Origin of the sequence: Arthrobacter celericrescens (assembly GCF_003614925.1) — a bacterium.
Lineage (GTDB): Bacteria > Actinomycetota > Actinomycetes > Actinomycetales > Micrococcaceae > Arthrobacter > Arthrobacter celericrescens.
On record NZ_QYLP01000080.1, the window covers coordinates 1 to 23,545 of the forward strand.

22 protein-coding genes and 1 riboswitch are annotated in these 23,545 nt (G+C 68.5%); of the genes, 11 read left to right on the forward strand and 11 right to left on the reverse strand.

The genetic code is table 11. The features are described 5' to 3' along the window. The first annotated feature begins 130 nt into the window (after window positions 1-130). The gene (locus D3654_RS13730) at window positions 131-517 is read left to right on the forward strand and encodes a hypothetical protein (protein ID WP_120522048.1); all 387 of its coding nucleotides are present in this window, start codon (window positions 131-133) and stop codon (window positions 515-517) included. An 8-nt stretch (window positions 518-525) separates the two neighbouring features. Here the strand turns inward: D3654_RS13730 and D3654_RS13735 are convergent, their stop codons facing one another. Then, window positions 526-1,122 carry a phosphoribosylanthranilate isomerase gene (locus D3654_RS13735; protein ID WP_120522049.1) on the reverse strand — a complete coding sequence of 199 codons (597 nt, stop codon included), beginning with the start codon at window positions 1,120-1,122 and terminating at the stop codon, window positions 526-528. A 99-nt stretch (window positions 1,123-1,221) separates the two neighbouring features. On the opposite strand from D3654_RS13735, the gene D3654_RS13740 reads away from it, so the two are divergent. The 5 genes from D3654_RS13740 to D3654_RS13760 all read left to right on the forward strand — a co-directional run bounded on the left by D3654_RS13740 (window position 1,222) and on the right by D3654_RS13760 (window position 4,398). Next, complete coding sequence (locus tag D3654_RS13740) at window positions 1,222-1,827, forward strand: HutD/Ves family protein (protein ID WP_120522050.1); 606 nt, start codon at window positions 1,222-1,224, stop codon at window positions 1,825-1,827. Window positions 1,828-1,884: 57 nt separating this feature from the next. Beyond that, a riboswitch (guanidine-III (ykkC-III) riboswitch) is annotated at window positions 1,885-1,950 on the forward strand. A 9-nt stretch (window positions 1,951-1,959) separates the two neighbouring features. After that, complete coding sequence (locus D3654_RS13745; RefSeq protein ID WP_120522051.1) at window positions 1,960-2,274, forward strand: DMT family transporter; 315 nt, start codon at window positions 1,960-1,962, stop codon at window positions 2,272-2,274. Between the two features lie 2 nt (window positions 2,275-2,276). Beyond that, window positions 2,277-2,636 (forward strand): DMT family transporter, encoded by a 360-nt coding sequence (locus tag D3654_RS13750; RefSeq protein ID WP_120522052.1) that lies wholly within the window; start codon window positions 2,277-2,279, stop codon window positions 2,634-2,636. A gap of 73 nt (window positions 2,637-2,709) precedes the next feature. Then, window positions 2,710-3,729, forward strand: coding sequence for an aldo/keto reductase (locus tag D3654_RS13755; RefSeq protein ID WP_120522053.1), 1,020 nt, complete (start codon window positions 2,710-2,712; stop codon window positions 3,727-3,729). A gap of 18 nt (window positions 3,730-3,747) precedes the next feature. Further along, window positions 3,748-4,398 carry an MBL fold metallo-hydrolase gene (locus tag D3654_RS13760; protein WP_120522054.1) on the forward strand — a complete coding sequence of 217 codons (651 nt, stop codon included), beginning with the start codon at window positions 3,748-3,750 and terminating at the stop codon, window positions 4,396-4,398. A gap of 80 nt (window positions 4,399-4,478) precedes the next feature. Here D3654_RS13760 and D3654_RS13765 read toward each other — a convergent pair whose 3' ends face one another. Continuing rightward, on the reverse strand, window positions 4,479-6,203 hold the full coding sequence (locus tag D3654_RS13765) for a DEAD/DEAH box helicase (RefSeq protein WP_120522055.1): 1,725 nt from the start codon (window positions 6,201-6,203) through the stop codon (window positions 4,479-4,481). Window positions 6,204-6,537: 334 nt separating this feature from the next. Between D3654_RS13765 and D3654_RS13770 the strand changes: the two genes are divergently transcribed. After that, window positions 6,538-7,218 (forward strand): SAM-dependent methyltransferase, encoded by a 681-nt coding sequence (locus D3654_RS13770; protein WP_245413235.1) that lies wholly within the window; start codon window positions 6,538-6,540, stop codon window positions 7,216-7,218. 13 nt (window positions 7,219-7,231) lie between these two features. On the opposite strand, the gene D3654_RS13775 is transcribed toward D3654_RS13770, so the two are convergent. Beyond that, on the reverse strand, window positions 7,232-8,623 hold the full coding sequence (locus tag D3654_RS13775; RefSeq protein ID WP_120522057.1) for an MFS transporter: 1,392 nt from the start codon (window positions 8,621-8,623) through the stop codon (window positions 7,232-7,234). Between the two features lie 75 nt (window positions 8,624-8,698). Then, complete coding sequence (locus D3654_RS13780; protein ID WP_120522058.1) at window positions 8,699-9,727, reverse strand: Lrp/AsnC family transcriptional regulator; 1,029 nt, start codon at window positions 9,725-9,727, stop codon at window positions 8,699-8,701. A 143-nt stretch (window positions 9,728-9,870) separates the two neighbouring features. Here D3654_RS13780 and D3654_RS13785 point away from each other — a divergent pair, with 143 nt between their 5' ends. The 3 genes from D3654_RS13785 (at window position 9,871) to D3654_RS13795 (ending at window position 13,077) form a co-directional block, all read left to right on the forward strand. Next, window positions 9,871-11,103 (forward strand): M20 metallopeptidase family protein, encoded by a 1,233-nt coding sequence (locus D3654_RS13785; RefSeq protein ID WP_120522059.1) that lies wholly within the window; start codon window positions 9,871-9,873, stop codon window positions 11,101-11,103. Between the two features lie 24 nt (window positions 11,104-11,127). Further along, window positions 11,128-12,417 carry an MFS transporter gene (locus tag D3654_RS13790; RefSeq protein ID WP_120522060.1) on the forward strand — a complete coding sequence of 430 codons (1,290 nt, stop codon included), beginning with the start codon at window positions 11,128-11,130 and terminating at the stop codon, window positions 12,415-12,417. Between the two features lie 162 nt (window positions 12,418-12,579). Then, window positions 12,580-13,077 carry a hypothetical protein gene (locus D3654_RS13795; RefSeq protein WP_162943738.1) on the forward strand — a complete coding sequence of 166 codons (498 nt, stop codon included), beginning with the start codon at window positions 12,580-12,582 and terminating at the stop codon, window positions 13,075-13,077. Window positions 13,078-13,719: 642 nt separating this feature from the next. Here the strand turns inward: D3654_RS13795 and D3654_RS13805 are convergent. Further along, complete coding sequence (locus D3654_RS13805) at window positions 13,720-14,184, reverse strand: hypothetical protein (RefSeq protein ID WP_162943739.1); 465 nt, start codon at window positions 14,182-14,184, stop codon at window positions 13,720-13,722. Between the two features lie 262 nt (window positions 14,185-14,446). Between D3654_RS13805 and D3654_RS13810 the strand changes: the two genes are divergently transcribed. Further along, on the forward strand, window positions 14,447-16,048 hold the full coding sequence (locus D3654_RS13810; RefSeq protein ID WP_120522064.1) for a phytoene desaturase family protein: 1,602 nt from the start codon (window positions 14,447-14,449) through the stop codon (window positions 16,046-16,048). Between the two features lie 119 nt (window positions 16,049-16,167). On the opposite strand, the gene D3654_RS13815 is transcribed toward D3654_RS13810, so the two are convergent. The 6 genes from D3654_RS13815 to D3654_RS13840 all read right to left on the reverse strand — a co-directional run bounded on the left by D3654_RS13815 (window position 16,168) and on the right by D3654_RS13840 (window position 23,390). Next, window positions 16,168-17,700: a carboxyl transferase domain-containing protein gene (locus D3654_RS13815; protein ID WP_120522065.1), complete on the reverse strand. Its 1,533-nt coding sequence runs from the start codon at window positions 17,698-17,700 to the stop codon at window positions 16,168-16,170. Further along, on the reverse strand, window positions 17,697-18,959 hold the full coding sequence (locus D3654_RS13820) for a CaiB/BaiF CoA transferase family protein (RefSeq protein ID WP_245413236.1): 1,263 nt from the start codon (window positions 18,957-18,959) through the stop codon (window positions 17,697-17,699). The genes D3654_RS13815 and D3654_RS13820 overlap by 4 nt, the downstream gene beginning before the upstream one ends. Further along, window positions 18,956-20,410, reverse strand: a complete 1,455-nt coding sequence (locus tag D3654_RS13825) for a sodium:solute symporter family protein (protein WP_245413237.1) — start codon at window positions 20,408-20,410, stop codon at window positions 18,956-18,958. The genes D3654_RS13820 and D3654_RS13825 overlap by 4 nt, the downstream gene beginning before the upstream one ends. Then, the gene (locus D3654_RS13830; RefSeq protein WP_120522067.1) at window positions 20,410-20,697 is read right to left on the reverse strand and encodes a hypothetical protein; all 288 of its coding nucleotides are present in this window, start codon (window positions 20,695-20,697) and stop codon (window positions 20,410-20,412) included. Before D3654_RS13830 ends, D3654_RS13825 begins: the two co-directional genes overlap by 1 nt. Continuing rightward, window positions 20,694-22,121 (reverse strand): amidase family protein, encoded by a 1,428-nt coding sequence (locus tag D3654_RS13835; RefSeq protein ID WP_120522068.1) that lies wholly within the window; start codon window positions 22,119-22,121, stop codon window positions 20,694-20,696. Before D3654_RS13835 ends, D3654_RS13830 begins: the two co-directional genes overlap by 4 nt. 297 nt (window positions 22,122-22,418) lie before the next feature. Continuing rightward, window positions 22,419-23,390, reverse strand: a complete 972-nt coding sequence (locus tag D3654_RS13840) for an Lrp/AsnC family transcriptional regulator (RefSeq protein ID WP_162943740.1) — start codon at window positions 23,388-23,390, stop codon at window positions 22,419-22,421. Between the last annotated feature and the right edge of the window lie 155 nt (window positions 23,391-23,545).

Consider the following 23,545-nt stretch of genomic DNA (forward strand, 5'->3'; position numbering starts at 1 on the left):
CCATGTCACCCTGGAACCCCTGCACCAGACTGGATAGTGCACGCCGCCTCACCGAATTTTCATGTCATAACGACAACAACTGCGAGTTAGTTGGGTGCCCACACCGTGAAGCGCCGGTTAGGGTGGGGGCATGAGTGACGAGCCAATTCTGTTTCAGAACACCATGCAGATCACCGAAGGACACTTGGACGGCTTCCGCCAGGCCATCCAATCCGCTATCGAATTTGTCGGGCAGCACGGCCCGCAGGACATGGTCCAGGTATTCATCGACGAAGAGCAGATGATCGCCCACAGTTTCCAGCTTTACGGGAACTCTGAAGCCATCCTGAAGCACTGGGAACTTTCCGACCCCTACATCCAGGGCGTCATGGAGCACTGCACCGTCAAGGAGTTCACCGTCTACGGGCAGCCGAGCGACGCCGTCATGGACGGGATGACCGGCGGAGACATCGAGTTCGATTTCACCATGGTGCCAAGGTTTACGGGTTTTTCGCGTCTCCCAGGTGCGAAGACCTGACTTCGGCTCTAACCCTTGGCGTTCTTCACGAAAGCCCGCACCTTCGCCAGGTCCTTCACGCCGCGGGACGACTCGACGCCGGAGGAGACGTCCACGCCCCAGGCAGCGGCGGTTTGGGCGGCGGACGCCACGTTCTCCGGGGACAGGCCGCCGGCCAGCAGCCACTTCCGCCCGGCCAGGCCCTTGTCCAGCATCAGCGCGTAGTCCCAGGCCTCGCCCGAGCCGGGAACGGCCGCATCCACCAGCAGCAGGTCCTCGCCCCAATCGGCGAACTCTTCCGGCGTGGCACCCAAGGTGACGGCGCGGATCAGCCGCAGCCCGGCGTCGTGCACTGTGCGGACATCCGCCGGCGTGCGGCTGCCATGCAGCTGGACCCATTCCAGGCCGGCCGCGCGGGCGGTGGCGACGGCGTCGGCGGCATTTTCGTGACGGAAGACGCCGACGGCGGCAATCCCCTCCGGGACGCCGGCAAGCAATGCGCGGGCCTGCTCCGGCGACACCTCACGCGGGCTCTTGGTAAGCACGAAACCCACCGCGTCCGCGCCGCTTTCGACGGCGGCCTGCACTGATTCGGGCGTGCTCAGGCCGCACACTTTGACGAACACTCCCGTGCCTCCAGCCGTTTCCCGATGAATCTCCTACCCAAGACGTTAGCAAGCCGCGCCGCGCGGTTCCGAACGGGGTCCATGGGTAATGTGGAGCGCATGGAGATCATCCGCTTTTCCGACATCCGGCCCGAACCCTGGCGCAACGGCGGCGGGGTGACCCGCGAACTCGCCAGCCATCCGAAAGCAGCCTCCGCGCAGGACGGCGCCTGGGACTGGCGGGTCAGCATCGCGGACGTCTCCAAGGCCGGCGCCTTCTCGGCTTTCCCGGGCATGGAGCGGGTCCTCACCGTGATCGACGGCGAGCTGCTGCTCCTGACGGTGGACGGCGAGGAGCACCCGGTGGAGAAGTACCGGCCCTTCCGCTTTTCCGGCGAAGCCGACACCAGTTCTGCGCTGCCCACGGGCGACATCCGGGACCTCAACATCATCGCCCGGGCCGGCGCCTTCAAGGGCTACACCTCCATCATTGAGCTGTCCAAGAAGCGTGCCCACCCGGTGTTCGAGGGCCAGCTGGCCGTCCTGCTCGAGGGCAAGGCGTCCGTGGTTCCCGGGGCCGACCCGGAGGAGGACCCCGACGTTCCTGCCGCCGAACCGGTCGAGCTGGGCCGCTATGATGCCGTGGTCGGTTCGGACCTCCGCAGCCCGGAACTGCTGGGACGCGGCTTCGTGGCCGTGGTGTCGATCGACCGCGTGACGGCGTAGCTCCCGGGCGGATCCTGCGGGCCGGGGAGCCGGTCCGGGTGTTTGCTACTCTGGAAGGCAAGGCCCTGTATCCGGGCCTCCGGACGACGGTTCAGTACCCGGCACGCGACAAGACTGGCCAAAGGAATCGTCATGTCGTGGATCGTCCTCATTCTTTCCGGTGCACTCGAAGCCGTCTGGGCCGCAGCCCTGCACCGTTCCAAGGGTTTCCGCCGCCCCGTCCCCTCCCTGGTTTTCCTTGTCTCGGTCATTGCCAGCACCGGCGGCCTGGCGTTCGCCATGCGGGACATTCCCACCGGCACGGCCTACGCCGTCTGGGTGGGCGTCGGCGTGGTCCTCACCGCCTCCTACGCGATGGTCACCAAGGTTGAACGCCCGACGGCGGCCCGGCTGGCCTTGCTGGCCGGGATCGGCGCGTGCGTCGTCGGCCTGAAGGTGGTGGCGTAACCATGTCGCAGCGGCTTTCCTGGCTCGTACTGCTGGCTTCCGCCGTCCTCGAGGCGGTGTGGGCCACGGCCCTGGGCCTGTCCGAAGGCTTCAGCCAACTGCTGCCCTCCCTCGTTTTCGCCGTGACTGCAACGCTGAGCATGGTGGGCCTGGGCGTGGCCGTGAAACGCATCCCCCTCGGCACCGCCTACGCCGTCTGGGTAGGGATCGGCGCAGCGCTGACGGTCGCGTGGGCCATGGTCACCGGTGTCGAACCCGCCAACCCGCTGAAACTACTTTTCATCGCGGGAATCGTGGGCTGCGCGGCCGGCTTGAAGGCATTGCCCTCCGGGGACAAGGCATCCGCGAACAAGAGGGCCTGACGCTATTCGGAATACTCCGGCAGTAGCCCGGGTTCTTGCCAACGAAGGCGACAATCCCGAAGGATGGAGAACCATGGCACCCGAGAACACCCCTGGCACCATTCCCGCAACCGTCCACCTCGGCGACGGCCTCACCGTCAGTCCCCTCGGCTTCGGCGGCATGGCCCTCACCACCGTGTACGGCGACGCCGACCCCGCCGAGTCCCTGCAAACCCTGCACCACGCCGTCGACGCCGGCGTCACCTTCATCGACACCGCGGACGTCTACGGTGCGGGCGGCAACGAGGAACTCGTCGCGCAGCTGCTGAAGGAACGCCGGGACGAGGTCCAGCTGGCCACGAAGTTCGGCATCCTGGGCAACGTGCGCACCGGCTACACCGAAGTCCGCGGCGACGCCGCCTACGTGAAGCAGGCCGCAGAGGACAGCCTGCGCCGCCTCGGCACGGACACGATCGACCTCTACTACCTGCACCGCCGTGACCTCCGCGTTCCGATTGTGGAAACCGTGGAGGCCATGGCGGCGCTGGTGGCAGAAGGCAAGGTCCGGCACCTTGGCCTGTCCGAGGTCACGGCCGAGGAGCTTCGGGAAGCCAGTGCCGTGCACCCGATCGCCGCCGTACAGAGCGAGTGGTCCATCTGGAGCCGGGACGTTGAGCGCAACGTGGTCCCAGCCGCGAAGGAACTCGGCACCGGCTTCGTGCCCTACTCCCCGCTGGGCCGCGGCTTCCTCACCGGCACGGTCAGTGCCAGCGACCTCGGCGACGGCGATTTCCGGCACCGCATCCCGCGCTTTGCCGAGGGTGCCTTGGACGCCAACCAGGCCGTCGTCGCCGCTGTCCGCTCGGTGGCTGCCGAGCTCGGTGCCACGCCTGCGCAGGTAGCCCTCGCCTGGCTGTTCGAGCAGGGCCGCCGCCTCGGGCTTCCGGTGGTCCCGATCCCCGGGACCCGCCGCGCACAGCGCATCGACGAGAACCTCGGCGCCCTGTCCCTCAAGCTGGGTGCCGCCCAACTGGAGGTGCTCGACGGCGCGGCCTCCGCCGTCGTCGGGTCACGTTCCGCAGATCCCAACTGGGTGTCGCAGGGCCGCGAGTAGCGTCCGTAGAGTGGGTGGATGGACTCACTCATTCACTCACTGCGCGACATCACCATCCGGCGCGTCTCGGTCAGCGCGATGGACAACAACGTGTACCTGCTCACCGCCAAGGCGAGCGGGGCGCAGTTGCTGATCGACGCCGCGGACGACCTGCCGGCGATCCAGGCGATGCTGGCGGAGTCGGCCGCGGACACCACGGCCACGCCGAAACTGGCCCTGATCGCCACCACGCACCAGCACTGGGACCACGTCCGCGCCCTGCCGGAGCTGGTGGCGGCCACGGGGGCGAAGACGTCGGCCGGGGTGGACGACGCCGCGGCGTTGCCCGTGCCGGTGGACGTGCCGCTGGAGCACGGCGATGTGGGGAACTTCGAGGGCTTCGACATCACGGCGGTGCACCTGCGCGGCCACACCCCCGGCTCGATCGCCTACGTGTACCAGGACCCGGACGGCCCGGCGCACATCTTCAGCGGCGACTCGCTGTTCCCGGGCGGCGTGGGCAACACGCAGAACGACCCGGCCCGCTTCACGTCCCTGCTGGACGATGTGACCGAGCGGCTTTTCAACGCCTACCCCGATGACACCGTGGTGCACCCGGGCCATGGCAAGCCGACCACGCTCGGCGCGGAACGGCCGCAATTGCAGGAGTGGCGCGAACGCCGCTGGTAGAAGCGGAAGGAGCCATCCTTTGCTTAGATAGCGTCGTTTTGAGGGCTCAGAACGACGTTATCTAGGCAATCGATGAGATATCAGCGCCCGCGGCGCTCGTTCGACGCCGGAGCCGACGCCCGGCGCGGACCCTTGCGGGCGGGACGGCCGGAGTTGCCGGAACCCGCACCGAACGAGCCGCCCGATGTGCCGCCGGTGTTGGAGGACCAGACGGCCTTGCTGCCGGAGTTTCCTGTACCCCGCGTGGACGTTGCCGAGGCCGAACGCGGAGCGGCAGCCTGCCGGGAACCGGCGGCGCGCTGGCCCGTGGCCGGACGTCCGCTGCGGCCTCCGCCCTGGCCCTGGGCGGCCGGGACGTCGTTGCGGTGGCCGGAGCCGTTGCCGCGGCCGCGCGAGTTGCGGGCAACGTCCTCGCTGGCTGCGGCGCGGCGGTCGGCACGGTTCAGGTCCGTGCGCACGGGCTCAGCCGAAACCTTGCCGCGTCCGCCGCGTCCGCCACGGCCACCCGCAGTCGGAGCTGCCTGGCCGGAGCGCCGGGCCCGCTTGCGCTGGGCGTTGGCGCCGGTGGAGGTGCCGCCGCCCTGCGGCTGGGCCTTGGCCGCCAGCAGGGCCGCACGAGTGCGCGGATCGACCTTGTCGGCGACCTCGCCCACCAGTTCGGCCACCAGGGGCGAGCTGGCGGTGACGCGTTCGAAAGAAACCTCCACGCCGGCGGCCTTCATCAGCTTCTTGACGTCCTGCTGCTGCTCGGGAAGCGTCAGCGTCACCACGGTGCCTTCGGAACCGGCGCGGGCGGTGCGGCCGGAGCGGTGCAGGTAGGCCTTGTGCTCGGTGGGCGGGTCAACGTGGATGACGAGTTCGACGTCGTCCACGTGCACGCCGCGGGCGGCGACGTCGGTGGCCACCAGCACGCGCACCTCCCCGCTGGAGAATTCGGCAAGGTTGCGGTCGCGGGCGTTCTGCGAAAGGTTGCCGTGCAGGTCGACGGCGGGGATGCCGACGTCGGTGAGCTGCTTGGCCAGCTTGCGGGCATGGTGCTTGGTGCGCATGAAGAGCACGCGGCGCCCGGTTCCGGAAGCCAATTCGACAACCAGCTGCTTCTTGACCGTCTGGTCATTTGCCACCAGGACGTGGTGTTCCATGGTGGTCACGGCGGCCTGCGGGTCATCCACCGAGTGGGTCAGCGGGTTGGACAGGAAACGGTGGACCAGCTTGTCCACACCGTTGTCCAGGGTTGCCGAGAAGAGCAGGCGCTGGCCCTGGGACGGGGTCATGTCCATGAGCTTGCGGACCACCGGGAGGAAGCCGAGGTCTGCCATGTGGTCGGCCTCGTCCAGCACGGTGACCTCGACGCCTTCGAGGGTGACGATGCGCTGGCGGATGAGGTCTTCCAGGCGGCCCGGGCAGGCGATGACGATGTCCACGCCGGCGCCGAGGGCCTTCTCCTGGCGGGCCTGGGAGATGCCGCCGTAGATCACCGTGGTGTTCAGGCCCATGGCCTTGGCCAGCGGCTCCACCGTGGCGTTGATCTGGGTGGCCAGCTCGCGGGTGGGCGCCAGGACCAGTCCCATGGGGCGTCCGGGCTTGCGGAAGTACGCGGCCTCGCGCTCGGCCAGGCGGGCCACCAGCGGGATGGCGAACGCGATGGTCTTGCCCGAACCGGTGCGGCCGCGGCCCAGCACGTCTCGGCCTGCGAGGGTGTCCGGGAGGGTCTTCACCTGGATGGGGAAAGCTTCTTCGATGCCGTTGGCCGCGAGGGATTCAGCGATGGCTTTGGGCGTGCCAAGGGCAGCAAAAGTAGTCATGTGTTTCGTGGGGTCTTTCTGGCGGCGCCCTTGCGGGCATCGGCCCCCGACGCCGGTTGGGCCAGGGGTTCGCCGAGGAAAAGTCAGTGGTCAACCGCCGGGCGGGAAGCCGGGGCCGGGACCGAACGCGTTCATCGACGCAGGATGTGCCTCTCACATGAAGAAGGCCCGCAACATGCGGGCCCTTCACTGCACATCAAGTTCCACCATTCTAACAGGAGCCGGGCGGCGGGAATTTCCACCGCGAGTCCCGAGCAAATTCCACCGCCAGCGGATTACGGGGACGGCGGCCTGCCGCCGGGGCAAGATGGGAGCAGAGCGAAAGGACACGGGCATGGACCACAGCGGAGATCTGGACGGCGGAAAGCACGACGGCGGCGCCCGCACCTTCGGGGAAGGGGCCGGGAGCGCGGAGGAGCTGTGGGACGACAGGTACCGGGAGCAATCGCGGATCTGGAGCGGCCGGCCGAACCCCCAGCTCGTGGCGGAAGCGGGCAGCCTGGTTCCGGACAGGGCACAGGACACGGCGCTGGATCTTGGCTGCGGCGAAGGCGCCGACGCGATCTGGCTCGCACAGCGCGGCTGGCGCGTCACCGCCGTCGACGTCTCCGCCGTCGCGCTGGAACGGGCGGCCGGGCACGCCGCCGACTCGGGTGTGGAGGAACGGATCACCTTCGAGCGGCGGGACCTGGCAACGTGGCGGCCCGGGGCGGGGTACGGGCTGGTGTCCTCGCAGTACCTGCATTCGCCCTTGCTGGACTGGCGGGCGTCGGCGGCGATGGCGGCCCGGGCCGTGGCACCCGGCGGCACGCTGCTGTTGGTGGGCCACTTCCCGCACGGCCAGCACTCGGCACGGGAGATGTTCTACACGCCCGAGGAACTGGCAGAAGCCCTGGACGGCGTGCTCGGCACCTGGACCGTCCATGTCCTCGAGACCCGGGAGCGGACGGTCACCGGTCCCGACGGCGAAAGCAGGACCCTCATCGACACGGTGCTGCGGGCGACGCGCCCCTGAGCCCTGGCCTGCCTCACTTGGGGGCGAGGACGGCGGGCCGGCTCCCTGCCACGGCGGCGGTGGCCCGGGGCGAGACCAGCAGCCCGACGGCGGCGATCAGCGCCGTCAGCGCGAACACCCCGGCGAAGCCGTACCCGGCCGCGAGCAGGTTGAAGATCATGCCCGCCATCGCGAGGGCCAAGGCGCTGCCGATCGAGTCGGAGATGGAAAGGGCCGAGCTGTTGAAGCCCTGGGCATCGGGCTCCGAAAGGCCGATGGTCATGGTGCTCAGCCGCGGGAACATCAGGCCCATCCCGGCTCCGCCGAAGGTCCAGCAGATGATGGCGGGCAGCGGCGGCCAGGCGAACAGCACGGCGGCAAGCTCCAGCAGCAGGACGGCGAGCACAAGCCACGTGCCCACCTTGATGGCCACCGCGTTGCTGATGCGTGCACCCCAGCGGCCCTGGATCCCGGAGGACGTGGCCCACGCCAGGGCGGAGCCGGTGATCGCGAGGCCGGCGAACGCCGGGGAGAATCCGTAGCGTTCGGTCAGCAGGTACGGCATGTAGACCTCGGCGCCGAAGAAGGCCGCCGAAACCACCCCGCGCAGCAGGATCACGCTCGGCAGCCCGCGCCCGGCAGTCAGGGTGCCGCGCGGCACCAGCGGCCGGACGGCGAACAGCGCGGCGAGCAGGGCGGCGACGGCGATCAGCCAGCCCGCCGCCGGCACCTGCCCGGAGAGATTCACGGCAAGGACCGCGACGCCGGCCAGCACCGCCCAGCCGATCCGGCCGAAGTTCCAAGGCACCGCCCTTGAAGTGCTGCCGCCCCCGGCCGGCCCGCGCATCTGCCGCAGCGCCGGGACGGTCATCGCCAGCGCCGGGACCACGAGCACCACCACGCCCAGGAAAACCCAGTGCCAGCCGACCAGCTCGGCCACCACGCCGGCGGCGAACGGCCCCACCATGGACGGAACCACCCATACCGCGGCGAAGGCGGCGAACATCTTCGCGTGCAGCCGGGCGGGATAGGCCCGGGCAATCACCACGTACAAGGCCACCGTCATGGCTCCGCCACCCAGGCCCTGCACAAAGCGGCCGGCGACAAACACGGGCATGGACAGGGCCGTGCCCGCGATCAGCAGCCCGGCCGCGAACAGCACCACCGACGCGTAGAGCGGCCCCGCCGGCCCGCGGCGATCGGCCCAGTTCCCGGCCGCCACCATCCCCACCACGCTGGTGGCCAGCGGCGCCGCGAAGGCCAGGGCGTAGAGTTCCAGGCCGTCGAGCTCGCGGCCCACGCGCGGCATGATCGTGGTGACCGCCATGGCTTCGAAGGCGACCATGAACACCAGGGCGCAGGAACCAACTGTGGCCAGGAGGTAGGGGCGGCGCAGGATCCCGGCCGAAAGATCGTCGTCGGTCATTGGCTTAGCTTAGCCGCTGAGCTGATCGATTTTGTTGCCTTCCGTGCCCAAACAAACAGCTGCGATCAGCGGCAGCTACGCCGTCGGGTTCAGTTCGGCAACGGGAACGACGACGGCGCCGCTCGCCGTCGTGTCCGGGTTCAGCATCCAGCCCACCCGCTTGGCCGAGCTGAGGACCACTACGCTTTCCACCAGCTCGATGCCGGGGATGCGCTGCTGCAGGGCAAGTTCGGCGTTCATCACATCCGACAGGGAGTGCAGCCACATGACGATCACGAAGTTGGTGCGCCCGGTGGTGGAGGCGCTGAGCCGCAGGTTCCGGAAACCGCGCAGCTCGGCGGCCGCGGCCTCGTGCTGCCCGGCCGGCACGTTGGCGAACCATTGGCACGTCACGGGATAGCCGGAGAATTTCTGCGCCACCTCGCAACGGAAGGACAGGACGCGGCTGGCCAGAAGCCGGTTGAGCTGGCGCTGCACGGTGGCGGGGCCGCGGCCCAGGGCGCGGGCCATGTCCGCCGCCGTCGCCCGGCCGTCCTGCGCCAGGAAGGGGATGAGGTCCAGGTGGCTCTGGGGCAGTTCCCCAACTGCGGGGATCCCGGCCACGCCGGCCTCTGGACCGGCGAAGGCCTTGAGGGCCGCCTGCTGCGAGCGGTCCAGGATGTTCAACCGCCACGCATGGCCGCCGGTGTGGAGGCGGGTGCAGAGGGAGGTGCGGTATTTCTGCAGCCCCTCGATCTCCTTGAACTGCGGCACTACGGCGTCGGTGAACTCGGCCAGCGTGGGGGTGATGACCGTGAGGATGAGGTCCCGGTTGCTGGCGGCTTCCTCCACCGTCACTACCTCGGGAATCGCCGCCAACGCTGCGGTGACGTCCGCCCGGAGCCGCATGTCGCAGTCGATATCCACCAGGGCCAGGCACATCTGCTTCGGATCGCCGATCAGGTGCGCGGTGGTCCAGGCCGCGCCGGCCGAGCGGAGCCGCTCCCAACGCGCCGCGAGCGTGGTGGCGTGGACGCCGAGCACCCCGGAGGCGTCGGACCAGCTGATCCGCGGCGCGATCTGCAAGGCGTTGATGAGCCCGAGGTCCTCCTCACTCAGTTCCATTGCCGCTCCCACCTCGATGCACGAATCCTGCGCAAATCATCGCACTCTTGAATTTTTCCAGCCATTTGGTCCGGTGTGAATGGCATCACTCCACAATGGCATGAAGAGGATTTACCGACCATTCGGAAAGGCAGCCCGCATTAATGACCATCGCCGCAGACGCCCGGGAACTCCAGGAAGACATTGTCCGCTTCCGCCATGAACTCCACCGCGAGCCCGAGATCGGACTCGATCTCCCGCGCACCCAGGAGAAGGTGCTCAAGGCCCTGGACGGACTGCCGTACGAGATCACCCTGGGTGACAGCACGACGTCGGTCACGGCGGTTTTGCGGGGCACCGCACCCGGCGCGGCAAGCGACTCCGCCAGGAAGCCGGCCGTGTTGCTGCGCGCGGACATGGACGCCCTGCCCGTTCAGGAGCGCAGCAACGTGGACTACACCTCCACCGTGGACGGCGCCATGCACGCCTGCGGCCACGACCTCCACACCGCCATGCTCGCCGGCGCCGCGACCCTGCTTGCCGAACGCCGGGAGCAACTGGCCGGCGACGTGGTGCTGATGTTCCAGCCCGGCGAAGAAGGGTTCGACGGCGCAGGGCACATGATCCGCGAAGGCGTCCTGGACGCCGCGGGCCGCCGCGTTGACGCCGCCTACGGCATGCATGTCTTCTCCGCGATGGAACCCTACGGCCAGTTCTGCACCAAGCCCGGGGTGATCATGAGCGCCTCGGACGGACTGTTCGTCACCGTGCTCGGCGCCGGCGGGCACGGTTCCGCGCCGTTCGCCGCCAAGGACCCGGTGACGGCGGCCGCCGAGATGGTCACGGCGCTGCAGGTGATGATCACCCGGCAGTTCAACATGTTCGATCCCGTGGTCCTGACGGTCGGGGTGCTGCAGGCCGGGACCAAGCGCAACGTCATTCCGGAAACCGCCCGCTTCGAAGCCACCATCCGGACCTTCTCCGATGCCTCCCGCGAGCGCATGATGAAGGCCGTTCCCGCCCTGCTCCAGGGCATCGCCGCCGCACACGGCCTCGATGTGGACGTGGACTACCGCGGCGAGTACCCGCTCAGCGTCACCAACGAAGACGAAACCACCACCGCCGAAAAGACCATCCAGGAGATGTTCGGCGATTCCCGCCACACCCGCTGGGCCACCCCGCTCAGCGGCTCGGAGGATTTCTCCCGCGTCATGGCCGAAGTGCCCGGAACCTTCATCGGGCTCAGCGCCGTCCCGAAGGGGGCGGACCCCCACGCCGCCGCCTACAACCACTCCCCCAACGCCACGTTCGACGACGGCGTGCTGGCCGACGGCGCAGCACTCTACGCCGAACTGGCCGTGTCCCGCATCGCCGCCCTTGCCGGCGACCGCAACTGACCCTCCCCCCATTTGGAGCCTGACATGACCACCACAGGGACCCAGACCCCCGTCCAGGAACACAAGTCGCACGTGCGCACGCTCGTCGGCACCGGCATCGGCAACGCCGTCGAATGGTACGACTGGGCCATCTACGCCACGTTCGCCCCCTTCATCGCGAGCGCCCTGTTCAGCAGCGCCGATCCCACCTCGGCCATCCTGTCCACCCTGGCGATCTTCGCCGTCGGCTTCGTGGCCCGGCCCTTCGGCGGCTTCGTGTTCGGCTGGATCGGTGACCGGATCGGCCGCAAGACCTCCATGACCTTCGCAGTTGCCCTCGGCGCTTTCGGCAGCCTGCTGATCGGCGTCGCCCCCACCTTCGAGTCGGTGGGCGTTTTCGCCTCGATCATGCTGCTTTTCGCCCGGCTCATCCAGGGCCTGGCGCACGGCGGCGAGCTGCCGTCGTCGCAGACGTACCTGTCCGAAATGGCACCCAAGGAAAAGCGCGGCTTCTGGGCAACGCTCATCTACACCTCGGGCACGGTGGGCATCCTCCTCGGAACACTGCTGGGCGCCATCCTGTCCGCGATGCTGAGCAAGACGGACATGGCCGCCTGGGGCTGGCGCATCCCGTTCATCCTGGGCGGCATCCTGGGCGTCTATGCCTTGGTGATGCGGGCCCGGATGAAGGAGACGGAGGCGTTCGAGGCCGAGACCGTCAAGGAGAAGCACGAGCCGATCTGGCCGCAGATCTTCCGGCACCGCAAGCAGGCACTGCAGGTCATCGGGCTCACCGTGGGCCTGACCGTCATCTACTACGTCTGGGGCGTTGTGGCCCCGAGCTACGCATCCACCACCCTCAAGATGGACCGCGGCGCCGCACTGTGGGCCAGCGTGGTGGGCAACGTCGTGTTCATCGCCGCACTCCCGTTCTGGGGACGGCTCTCGGACCGCATCGGCCGCAAGCCCGTCCTCATTGCGGGCGCCGCCGGGGCCGCGCTGCTGCACTTCCCGATGACCTGGCTGCTGAAGGACTCGCCGTGGCAGCTGGCCGTGGGCATGTCCGTGATGCTCTTCTTCATCGCCGCGAGCGCCGCGATCGTGCCGGCCGTCTACGCGGAGCTGTTCCCCACCAAGATCCGCACCGTGGGCGTCGGCGTCCCCTATTCCATCTGCGTCGCAGCATTCGGCGGCACCGCCCCGTACCTGCAGAGCTGGCTGGCGAGCATCGGCCAAGGCAGCCTGTTCAACGTCTACGCAGTGGTGCTGCTGGCCGTCGGCATCGCTTTCGTGTTCACCATCCCGGAGACGAAGGGCAAGGATCTGACGCACTAGCTGCTACACCCTACTCGCCGGAACCCGGAGGACATGTCTTCTGCCCGGCACGAAGGATGGACATGTTGCGCATATGTCCATCCTTCGCTGCGTCAATGGGACATGTGCTTTCGGGACGTGGCCGGAAGTGTTGGACAATGGCGTATGCCAGCCTCCGAATCCATGAATGAGCCGATCAATACTCTGGCAATTGTTGACGGCTATATGGAATGGACCGAGTCCAAGTTCCGGTGGTTCCGCCCGCGGCAGGAAGTCACACGCCAAATGCCCGTCCATGAGTTCTACGTTGACGGCGCACCGTTGTTGTCGCTGATCGATCCGGACGAAGCAGACGATCCTGATCGCAGGATGCCCTTGCTTGATCGGGATCACCCAAGAGAATCCTTGGACCAGTTGCGGCAACTCCTCGGCGGCCCGTTGCCGGCCGACAGGAATGGGCGCACGTGGCTCCTGTACTGCCAGTGTGGAGACCCAGGGTGCGTGGGCCTGAGCACCCGCATCATTTTCACCGACACGACAGTCGTCTGGACCGACTTCGCTTGGGACAACATCTTCGGCAATCCCATTGAACCGGTGGAGGTCGACAGGACGTTCGTGTTCGAGCGGGCCGGATACGAAAAACTCATGCATGACATGATCAGGAGCTTCTCCGCACGATGAGTCTGGTTAGCGCAAGTCGTACATTCGGGCGAGTCGGAAAGCCTCCGAAAAGTCGTTATTGTCGGGCCCGCCGTTCGTCGGCGACCCCGGGGCAGGCCGCAGGGCACCGCGGGTCCGGAGGTAAGTCATCCGTTCTCCGACTATCCGTTCCAACTCCAGCGCGTTGAACAGCTTCCCGCTCTTCAGTTCGATGTATTGGAGGTCGCCCTTTGGGACCACGCACTGGCCTAACGTCTTTGCCTTCACCGGCCTCGTCCTGCCACCCGGCTTCCGCCCAAATGACGGTGTCTTCCGTCCGGCGAACTTCGACACTCAGGGTGCCGTACGCCGCTTCCAGGCAACCGGGACATACCAGCAACGCCACCCGGCCGACGTCGAAATCAGGGTCCTCAAGGCCCAGGAGACGTCGTAGCTGTGCGAGAGCATGACCGGGCTGATCGGTTCTAAGTGCCGTTCCCTCCGCCGGTGGCTTTGGAAGATCCAGGTCAAAGAGGTCCGGCAACCTTCGCCCGTCGATCAAAATCTCTTGCACGGATAATGAGCGAGGCTCTACGCGCCAAAAGCGTGGAAACTGACGGACAGACCACTACCGGACCACGTTTTGCAGTCCCAACGTCGAAACCGTCCGGCCCATGGTGGACATTATGCCCCCGAGAAAGCGCCGGGCAAGAAGCTGCCCACGGCGACAACGAGCAGTACGAGGGCAACGAACTTCCGATGGGTGGAACGCAAGGGGCGCATTTGCCTTCGGAATTCTTTGTACTCCGCGGTAAAGGGCAGGACATGTTGATAGGCAAAGTAGTGCCTCAGCAGACGGGCCACCCTGTACGGATGGCCGCACGATGCCGCCTCCACCACCAGCGGCCAAAGCAGGCCCCACACGGCCAGCCCAGCCGGACCCGAGGAGAGGAGCTCTTCGCCATCCTGATAGGCGACAAATCCAATGAACAGGAAGATTGGGTGAAGAACCAACACCCACGGCGTGCCTCTCAAAGGATGGATTCGTTTGGAACCGGCGCATGAAATTTCCGGGCGCTCAGAGCGCGCATGCAACAGCAGACCCGCTACCGCGACGAACGCGCTGGCCAGACCAAGGTACGTGCTCAAATGCAAGCGGACTCCTCGCGAAGGGACGGGCTGCTGCGACCCGTTCTCCTGGATCTGTGAGAAACACAACGAGACGCTGGAAGCAGTTTTCCCTAACGCCCCGGTTGCCGTCGCCATGGAAACCGCAAGCGAAAGTAACAATGCACCTCCAGACACCAATCAGTGATGCTCGTCACGTTTTTCTTCGCGAAAGGGCAAGAGTTCCTTACGAATCGCTGGAAGATGTATCAGGAAACCGAACCCTTCCCCTACGTTTGGGCCCATGACGAACACCCCTTACGACGTTGTAATTGTTGGTGGCGGACACAACGGCCTCACGGCTGCGGCTTATTTGGCGCGGGCGGGCAAGAGCGTGCTCCTGCTCGAACGCGATGACCACCTGGGCGGCGCCGCGGTTTCCGCCGCGGCCTTCGACGGTGTGGACGCCCGCCTGTCCCGGTACTCATACCTAGTCAGCCTGATGCCGAAGCCGATCATCGAGGAGCTGGGCCTGGACATCGAGCTGGCCCGCCGCCGCTATTCCTCCTACACCCCTGTGCCCGGCAACACCGCCGCAGGCCTGCTGATCGACGGCGCCGACGCCGAGGCCACCCGGGAATCCTTCCAGCGCGTGGCAGGCAACGACGCCGACTTCGACGCCCTGCACGACTTCAGCGCCACCACCGGGCGCCTGGCGCGGGCGTTGTTCCCCACGTTCTGCGAACCGCTGCCGAGCCGCTCCGAAGCCCGCAAGCTGCTCGACGACGACGCCCTCTGGGACGAACTTATCGAACAGCCGCTGGGCCAGGCCATCGCCCGGCGCTTCACGGACGACGTCGTCCGCGGCGTGGTGGCCACGGACGCGCTGATCGGTACCTTCACCTCCCTGGACGACCCCTCGCTGGACGCCAACCGCTGCTTCCTCTACCACGTCGTCGGGAACGAGACCGGCGACTGGGACATCCCCATCGGCGGCATGGGCGCGGTCTCCCGCGAACTGGAACGGGCGGCCCGGGACGCCGGAGCGACGCTGCTCACTGGCGCTGAAGTCACCTCGGTATCGCCCGACGGCGGCGTCCGCTACCGCCTGGACGGCGCCGAACACCTCGCCGAGGGAGGGCACGTGCTGGCGAACGTTGCACCGTGGGTCTTGAAGGGATTGCTCGACGGCGGACAGTCGCCCGCCGTCGACGCTACCCGTCCCGAAAATGCCCGTCCCGAAGGCGCCCAAGTGAAGGTCAACCTGCTGCTCGCCCGACTCCCCCGGCTCAACGACGAATCCGTGGCACCGCAGGCGGCGTTCGGCGGGACCTTCCACATCAACGAAGGCTACGGACGCCTCGAACAGGCCTACCAGGAGGCACTCGAGGGCGCCATCCCGCACCCGTTGCCCTGCGAGATCTACTGCCACTCCCTGACCGACCCGAGCATCCTCTCGCCCGAACTCGTAGCGGCCGGGGCGCAGACCCTCACCGTGTTCGGCCTCCACGTTCCCGACCGCTGGATCACCGAGGAAAACAACGACGCCCGCCGCCAGGAACTCCAGGCGGCCGTGCTCGCGTCCCTGAACTCGGTGCTGGCCGAGCCGATCGAGGGGCTGATCCTCATGGACGCCAACGGCAGGCCGTGCATCGAAACCAAGACCACCCTGGACCTGGAGCACGCCCTCAACATGCCCGGCGGCAACATCTTCCACGGCCCGCTGCAATGGCCGTTCCTCGAAGACGACGCACCCCGGAACACAGCGGCCGAACGCTGGGGCGTCGGCACCGGCAACCCGCGCATCCTCCTCTGCGGCGCCGGCGCCCGGCGTGGCGGCGGGGTGAGCGGGATCGGCGGCCACAACGCGGCGATGGCGGTCCTGGAGGAGCTGGCCGGGCAGTGATACCGAAACGTTCCTGACCTTCTTTGGCACGGAAAAGCCCGCGACACGCCGTCATGCACGGTGTGTCGCGGGCTCCCGCAGTCCAAAGAAGGTCAGGAGTGACGGCCTCCCCGCCGTCCCTACGACCGGCCTTCCTGAACTGCGAGCCTTTCCTGGGCCGCCTGCGTTTCTTGAAAGGCGAGTTGGCGGGCGGCCGCGGCTGCGAGCCGGCCGCAGAACCCCGAACCTTCGCCGACGATCTCGTGCACGGCGCCGTCGTCGAACAGTTCGCGGGCGCCGATCCGCTGCTGTTCCGCCAGTTCGGCCGCGTGCGCGGTGTCCCCGTGCACGATCAGGCTGGCACCTTCGGGCGGCAGCGGGGCCAACCAGGCGTGCTCCGCCGCCACAGTGCGCCGGGCGGCGGCGAGCGCCAGTGCCCCGCCGCCGGTTCCCTCGCCCATCAAGATCGCCACATTGGGCACCGTGAGCTGCAGGAGTCCGGCGATGCAGTCGGCGATGCCCCCGGCTATCGCGGCTTCCTCGGCGCGGACCGACAACTCGGCGCCCGGGGTGTCCACCACGGTGACCAGAGGCAGCCCGAGGTCCTGCGCCAGGCGCATGCCGCGGCGGGCCTGTGCCAGACCGGCGGCGTCGAGCACCGCACCGGCGCGCTGGGCCGCCCGGTCCTGCCCGACGACGACGACCGGCCGGGTGCCCGCGCCGCCGGGCTCCCGCAGTTGAGCCGGTATGTGGAGTTCGGCCAGCACGACGGCGGTGCTCGCCGAACGCTCCCCGCGTCCCGTGCCGGACAGCCGGACGGTGCGGCCGAAGCCGGCGTCGAGCAGTTCCGCCAGGCCGGGACGGCCGGCGTCCCGGCTGCGCAGGACCGAGTCCCACACGCTGCCGGTGCGTTCCCCGGAAAGGGAAGCTCCGCCGTCGGGCTCGTGCTCCGGCGGGACGGCAGGCGAGCCGGCGAGGATCCCCAGCACCCCGGCCGCGAGGTTCCGGAAGCCCGCAACGTCGAGGACGGCGTCGACTGTTCCGTGCTTGAACAGATGTTCGCTGGACTGGACCCCGGCGGGGAAGTCTTCACCGCGGAGCCCGGCGTAGACCTTGGGTCCGAGGAAGCCAACCAGGGCGCCGGGCTCGGCAACGGTCAGGTGGCCCAGTGAACCCCAGGACGCGAAGACTCCGCCGGTGGTGGGGTGCCGCACGTACGCCAGGTACGGCAGGCCGAGCACCTTGTAGGCCGTTAGCGCCTCGGTGATCCGCACCATTTGCAGGAAGGCGAGCGTGCCCTCCTGCATGCGGGTGCCGCCGGAGGCCGGCGCGGCGATGAGGGGCAGGCCGCGGCAGCCCGCTTCCTCGATCGCCGCGACGATCCGGTCCGCAGTGGACCGACCGATCGAGCCGCCCAGGAAGGTGAACTCGCTGGCCAGCACGGCTACCGGGTGCCCGTCGATCAGGCCCTCTCCGGACAGCACGGCCTCGTCAGCGCCGCTACGTTCGCGGGCCCGGTCCAGGTCGTCAAGGTAGGCCCCGGATGCGCCAGCCGGCGCAGCAGGTGGCCGGTCCCAGCTGCGGAAGCTGCCGGCGTCGAGCAGCTGCTCCAGCAGTTCCGCGCCGCCCAGCCGGACGCGCCGGGTGCGGCCGCTTTCCAGCACGGCGGTCATCGCGTGCCCGTCCCCGCGGCGCCGGGTCCGGCAGAAGCCCCCGCCAGCGCGCCCTCGTCCAGCCAGGCCCGGATGCTGCTGTCGTGCTCGCCGAGCCGCGGCGGGGCGCCATGGCGGAGCCGGGTGGTTTCGGTGCCGTCGCCGTCGAAGAAGCGCAGCGGCGAGCCCGGGATCTCGATCCGGCCGAGCGTGGGGTGCTCGATGTCCAGGAGCAGGTGCTGGCTGCGGGTCTGCTCCCAGGCGAAGACCTCGTCCAGGGAGCGGACCCGGCCGGCCGGGATGCCCGCGGCTTCCAGCCGGGCGAGCAGTTCCTCCGAGCCGGTCTCCGCGAAGGCTTCTTCAACCGCCTCGATGAGCGCCGCCCGGTTGCTGACGCGGGACTGGTTGTCCTTCCAGCGTTCGTCCGCGGCGGGCAGGCCGAACTCGGCGGCGAAGCGCTGCCACAGCCCCTCGGAGCCGACGGCGATCTGCACGGCCCCGCCGGCGCATCGGAACAGCCCGTACGGCGCGATGGACGGATGATGGTTCCCCTGGGCCTGCGGCACCTGGCCGCCCACGGTCCAGCGGGTCCCCTGGAAGGCCAGCACGCCCACGATCGAGGAGAGCAGCGAGGTCCGCACGGTCTTTCCCCGGCCGGTCTGTTCCCGTTCGAGCAGTGCCGCGAGCACCCCGTAGGCGCCGTGGATTCCGGCCAGGACGTCGCCGATCGGTACGCCCACGCGCTGCAGCTCGTCCGGGCCGGGGCCGGTGAGGGACATGAGGCCGGCCTCGCCCTGGGCGATCTGGTCGTAGCCGGCGCGGCGGCCTTCCGGACCGTCGTGCCCGAAGCCGCTGATGGCCAGCACCACCAGGCGCGGGTTGAGCTCCTCCAGGGTGGCGGGGTCGAAGCCCAACCGGTCCAGGGTGCCGGGGCGGAAGTTCTCGATCAGTACGTCTGCCCGCCGCAGCAGTTCGCGCAGGGTTTGCTTGCCGTCCCCGGACTTCAGGTCCAGTCGCAGGGATTCCTTGTTGCGGTTGCAGGAGAGGAAGTACGTCGACTCACGGCCTTCCGGGGTGTCCACGAAGGGCGGCCCCCAGCCGCGGGTGTCGTCGCCGCCGTCGGGGTTCTCCACCTTGATGACGCGGGCGCCGAGGTCGCCGAGCATCATCCCGGCGTGCGGCCCGGCGAGCGCGCGGGAAAGGTCGACGACGAGCGTGCCGGCCAGCGGCCCGCTTGCGGTGCCGGTCATGCCTGCGCCGCTCATGCCTGGGCCGCTCATGCCTGAACCCCCACGGCCGGGCGGCCGCTGAGTGAATCGTCGTCCGCGGTGTCCTGGACCGCCAGCGGGTTGCGGCGGCGCCGGATGAACTCCCCGATGACGAGGACCAGCAGGTTCGGGGCGAGGGCGATCAGGCCCGAATCCACGCCGCCCGTGGGGATGTTCCCGAAGGTGATGACGGCGACCGTGAGCGTGCCGGTGATGATGCCCAGGTTGACCGGGACCGCGCCGACGCGCACTTTGCGGCCGATGGCGATCGCAACGGCGGGCGCCAACTGGGTGAGGCCGCCGTAGGTGAGCAGCAGCAGCGCGCCGATGTCCGACTTCGCCAGGCCGAACGCCAGGGCCAGGCCGACGGCGACGGCGACCACCACGTGGTTGAGCCGGAACCGCAGCTTGGGGTTCTTGACCGTGAGCAGGTTGTTGGAGACCAGCGAGGAGATGCCCATGGCGATGGCTCCGGCGGGGACCATGGCGGCGGCCGCGCCGCCGATCGCGATCACGGCGATGAGGGGCTCGGGCAGGGTGTGCTGAGCGACACTCAGCAGGACCTGGTTGCCCTTGGTCGCCGGGTCGAGGATGAGGGTGGCGGCGATGCCTGCGGTGATGGGGATGAGGAGCAGGAACTGGTAGATGGCAAGCCACTTGACGTTGTCCCGGAGCACGGCGCCGCTCTTGGCAGCAAGGACCGGCGGCCACAGGTGCGGGAAGGTGTTCAGGCCCGCGCCGATGCTGGTGACGATCACCGAGGTCACCCAGAAGGTGGCGTCGAAGCCGGGCCGGGTGATGGTGAGGTAGTCCGGGGCGGTGTCGATGACCTTGGCGAAGATGTCGGGGATGCCGCCGATGCCCGCGATCACACCGGCCAGGACGATCACGAGGGCCGCGAGCATGGCGAAGTCCTTGAAGATCGCCACCTTGGCCAGGCCCCGGATGCCGGCCCAGATGACGAAGACGACCACCAGGACGCTGGCCACGGCCATGCTGTACCCGCGGGCGGATTCGCTGCCCGTGGCCAGCTGGACGATCAAGCCGAGGCCGGTGATTTGCAGCTGCAGGTACGGGATGAGGAAGACGGCGCCCACCAGGGCCACGGTCTTGCCCAGGGACTTGCTCTTGAAACGGTCCCCGAAGAAGTCCGCCATGGTCAGGTAGCCGCGGTGTGCGCCGAGTTCGCGCTGCCGCGGGATTACGAAGTACTGGAGGATGCAGGTAATGGTCAGGTAGGCCACCGCGAAGAGCGCGGCGACGCCGCCGCCGAAGGCGATGCCCGCCAGGCCCAGGAAGCTGAAGGTGGTCAGGGACTCGCCGGCCTGCAGGAACCAGGTGGTCCAGCGGGGCAGGTCGCGCTTCCCGACTGTCCAGCCGGAGAGTTCGGTCTGGCGGCGGCGGCCCGCGATGCCGAGGGCACCGATGCCGATGATTCCGACGATGATGGCGACAGTAAGCATCAGTGGGCCTCCGGTCCGTTCGGTTCGAGTGCGGCCCGGCGCTGTTCGGACAGCTCAAGTTCGAGACGGTCCAGTTCGGCGCCGCCTTCACGCAGGTAGCTGCGTTCGATGATCTGCAGGGCGGCCACGGCGGCGATGATCATCAAGCCCATCCAGACGATCGCGGCGGGCAGGCCGAGCCACAAGGTGGGGGTGGAAACGAAGGGCAGGAACGGGGTGAGGATCATGCCGAGGATGGGGACGGCGGCGATGGCAAGCCGCTTGGGTGATGCGAGGACGGTACTCATAGGACTGCAGCTCCTTGGGGGTGAACGGCTGAGCAGGATGTGAGTTGTTCGAAGGCCGAGGCCAGGCGGAGCAGGCGGACATCGCTGCCGCGTGCGCCGATCATCTGGAGACCGACGGGAAGGCCCGACGGCGTGAAGCCGGCCGGGACGGACAGGGCCGGGAGTCCCAGCGGGGTGAACAGGTACGGGGCACGCATCCAGTCGAGGTAGTTTTCGAGTTGCTGCCCCTCGATGTGGGTGGGGTATTCGAGGTCCGCGTCGAACGGCGCCAGCTGGGAGGCCGGTGCGATCACGAGGTCGTAACGGGTGAAGAACTCCGCGGCCTTGCGGATAAGCCTGGTCATCCCTTCCTCGGCCCGGAACACGTCGCGCCCGCTCAGGCCGGCGCCGTCGCGGATGTTTCCGGCGAGGAAGTGGTTGAACAGGCCGGGGTCGGCGTCGAGGTCATCGCCCCAGGCGGCGTGGAAGCTGGCCGCCCGAAGGACCCGGAAGACTTCCTCCGAGCCGTCCAGGTCCGGGCAGTCAATCTCCACGTGGGCGCCGAGTTCCGCCAGCGCCTTGGCCTGGGGATCCAGCACGTCCAGGACTTCCCGGGCCACCGGAATCCGGCCGCCGAGCGTGGGGGCGTAGGCGATGCGCAGTCCGGCGAAGTCCTGCGGGGACGGCTCGCCCGCAGGGATTTCCTCTGCCGGGAAGACGGAGAAGGGGTCGTCCGGGGTGGTGCCACGCATGGCCGCGAACAGGAGGGCGGCGTCCTCTGCGGTGCGGCCCATCGGACCGGCGACGCCCAGCGGGAAGAAGACGTTGCCGCCGTCGGTGTTGGGGACCATGCCCGGCGTCGGGCGCAGGCCCACCACGTTGCAGAACGACGCCGGGTTGCGCAGGGAGCCGCCCATGTCGCTGCCGTCGGCGATCGGCTGGAAACCGGATGCCAGGGCTGCCGCCGCGCCGCCGCTGCTGCCGCCGGCCGACTTGGACGGGTCGTAGGGGTTCCGGGTGGTGCCGAAGAGCCGGTTGAAGGTGTGCGAGCCGGCCGCGTACTCCGGCACGTTGGTCTTGCCCACGCGGATGGCTCCGGCATCAAGGATGCGCTGGACGTGCAGGTCGTTCGTGTCCGGGACGAAGTCCGCGTGGCGCGGGTGCCCGAAGGTGGTGCGCATTCCGGCCGTGCGGGCGGTGTCCTTGAAGCTGATGGGCAGCCCGTGCAGGGGTCCGGGTGCGACGCCGGCCGCGAGCTTGCGGTCTGCCTCGGCTGCGGCCGCGCGGGCACCGTCTTCGTCGATGGTGACCACGGCGTTCACGAGCGGGTTGAAGCGGTCGATCTGGTCGAGGTGGGCTTCGAGCACTTCGACGGCGGATACCTCGCGGGAGCGCAGGAGCGCTGCGAGCTCCACCGCCCCGCAGTACACCAATTCATTCGTCATGATTCATTGAGCCTTTGCTTTATTTCCTTTTGAACCGTTCATTTGGCTCTGTTGGAGTTAATGAATCACCATAGTGGTGTGTGTCACGTTTGGCTAGGGTTCGGGAGAGTTTTCTTTTGGCGCGCGGGCGCGGCGTTGCGGCGGCGACGGGCGCACTGCAGCGTCACGCGGGGCAGACTTTGGGCGCGCGGCAGCGGAGCGGGCCGCGAAAAGGCGCGGCAGGGCGCCGTCGGGGGCTCGGAAAAACTGCCGGGCGTGACGCAGCAGGGCGCGGATCAGCGCAGAATCAGGGGCGAATCAGGGTCGTTCGGGCATGCGCACGCCGCCGCGCTTGTACGCGCGGACCACGAGGGAACTGCGTACGGCGAGGGCGCGCCCGGCCCAGGGTGATTCGAGCAGGAAGGCGCGCAGCTCGTTCAGGCTCGGGAGCGTCACGTTGGCCATGATCTGGAATTCGCCGAGGGCCATGGCCGCGTACCGCACGGCCGGTTCCCTGCCGATGAGGCGGCCGACCTCCACGACGTCCGTGGGTGCCGTACGGACCCAGATGACGGCCTCGATGGGCAGACCGATGTCCGCGGGCTCGACGATGGCCCGGACCGTGAGGGTGTCCTGTTCGAACAGGGCGTTGAGGCGGCGCCGCACGGCCGGGGCGGACAGGCCCACGGCGTCGCCGAGGTCGGCCACGGGGACGCGGCCGTCCTCGACGAGCAACTGCACGAGGCGGGTGTCGACGTCGTCGAGGATGGCGCTGGCGCTCGGCCGGGACAGCGGCGAGGGGAAGTCCTGCAGGGCCGCGGTTTCCTCGGCGGTGACGGGGCCGGGGTGCCATTCGGCCACGGTGCGGAAGTACTCCATGATGGGCCAGGCGTTGACCTGCGTGACGCCGTCGAGTGCGGGAAGTTCCTCCAGCACCAGGCTGGAGAGCCGGCCGGGCCGGGCCTGGACTTCGAAGAGCAGGCGGGTGGGGCTGGTGAGGGCGTAGAGGAAGTTGGCGTCCGGGTCCTTGGCCAGCTCCTCGGCGATGCCGGTCAGCTTTGCCGGTTCGCATTGGACTTCCACCAGGTGGGTGGGGCCGAGCGTCACGAGCCCGGCAACCCGGACAGTGCCGGATTCCAGCAGGGCGATGCCGCGGCGGGTCACGGTGCTGAAAGACTCCCCCAGCACCTCCGCGATGCGCCGCCAGGAGGCACGGCCGTTGACCTGGAGGGCCCCGACGATCCGCCGGTCCAGCCCGTCCAGCTCGCGCAAGGGTGCGTTCATGACCATCCACCAGATTATGCCCCACCGGACATGTCCACCCCCGGGATTCAAGAGCGGACATGTCCACCCCGGGGATTCAAGAGCGGACATGTCCACCAACGGCAAAGGGACATGTCCACCTCCGGCCACGAAGGATGGACATGTTGCTGTTATGTCCATCC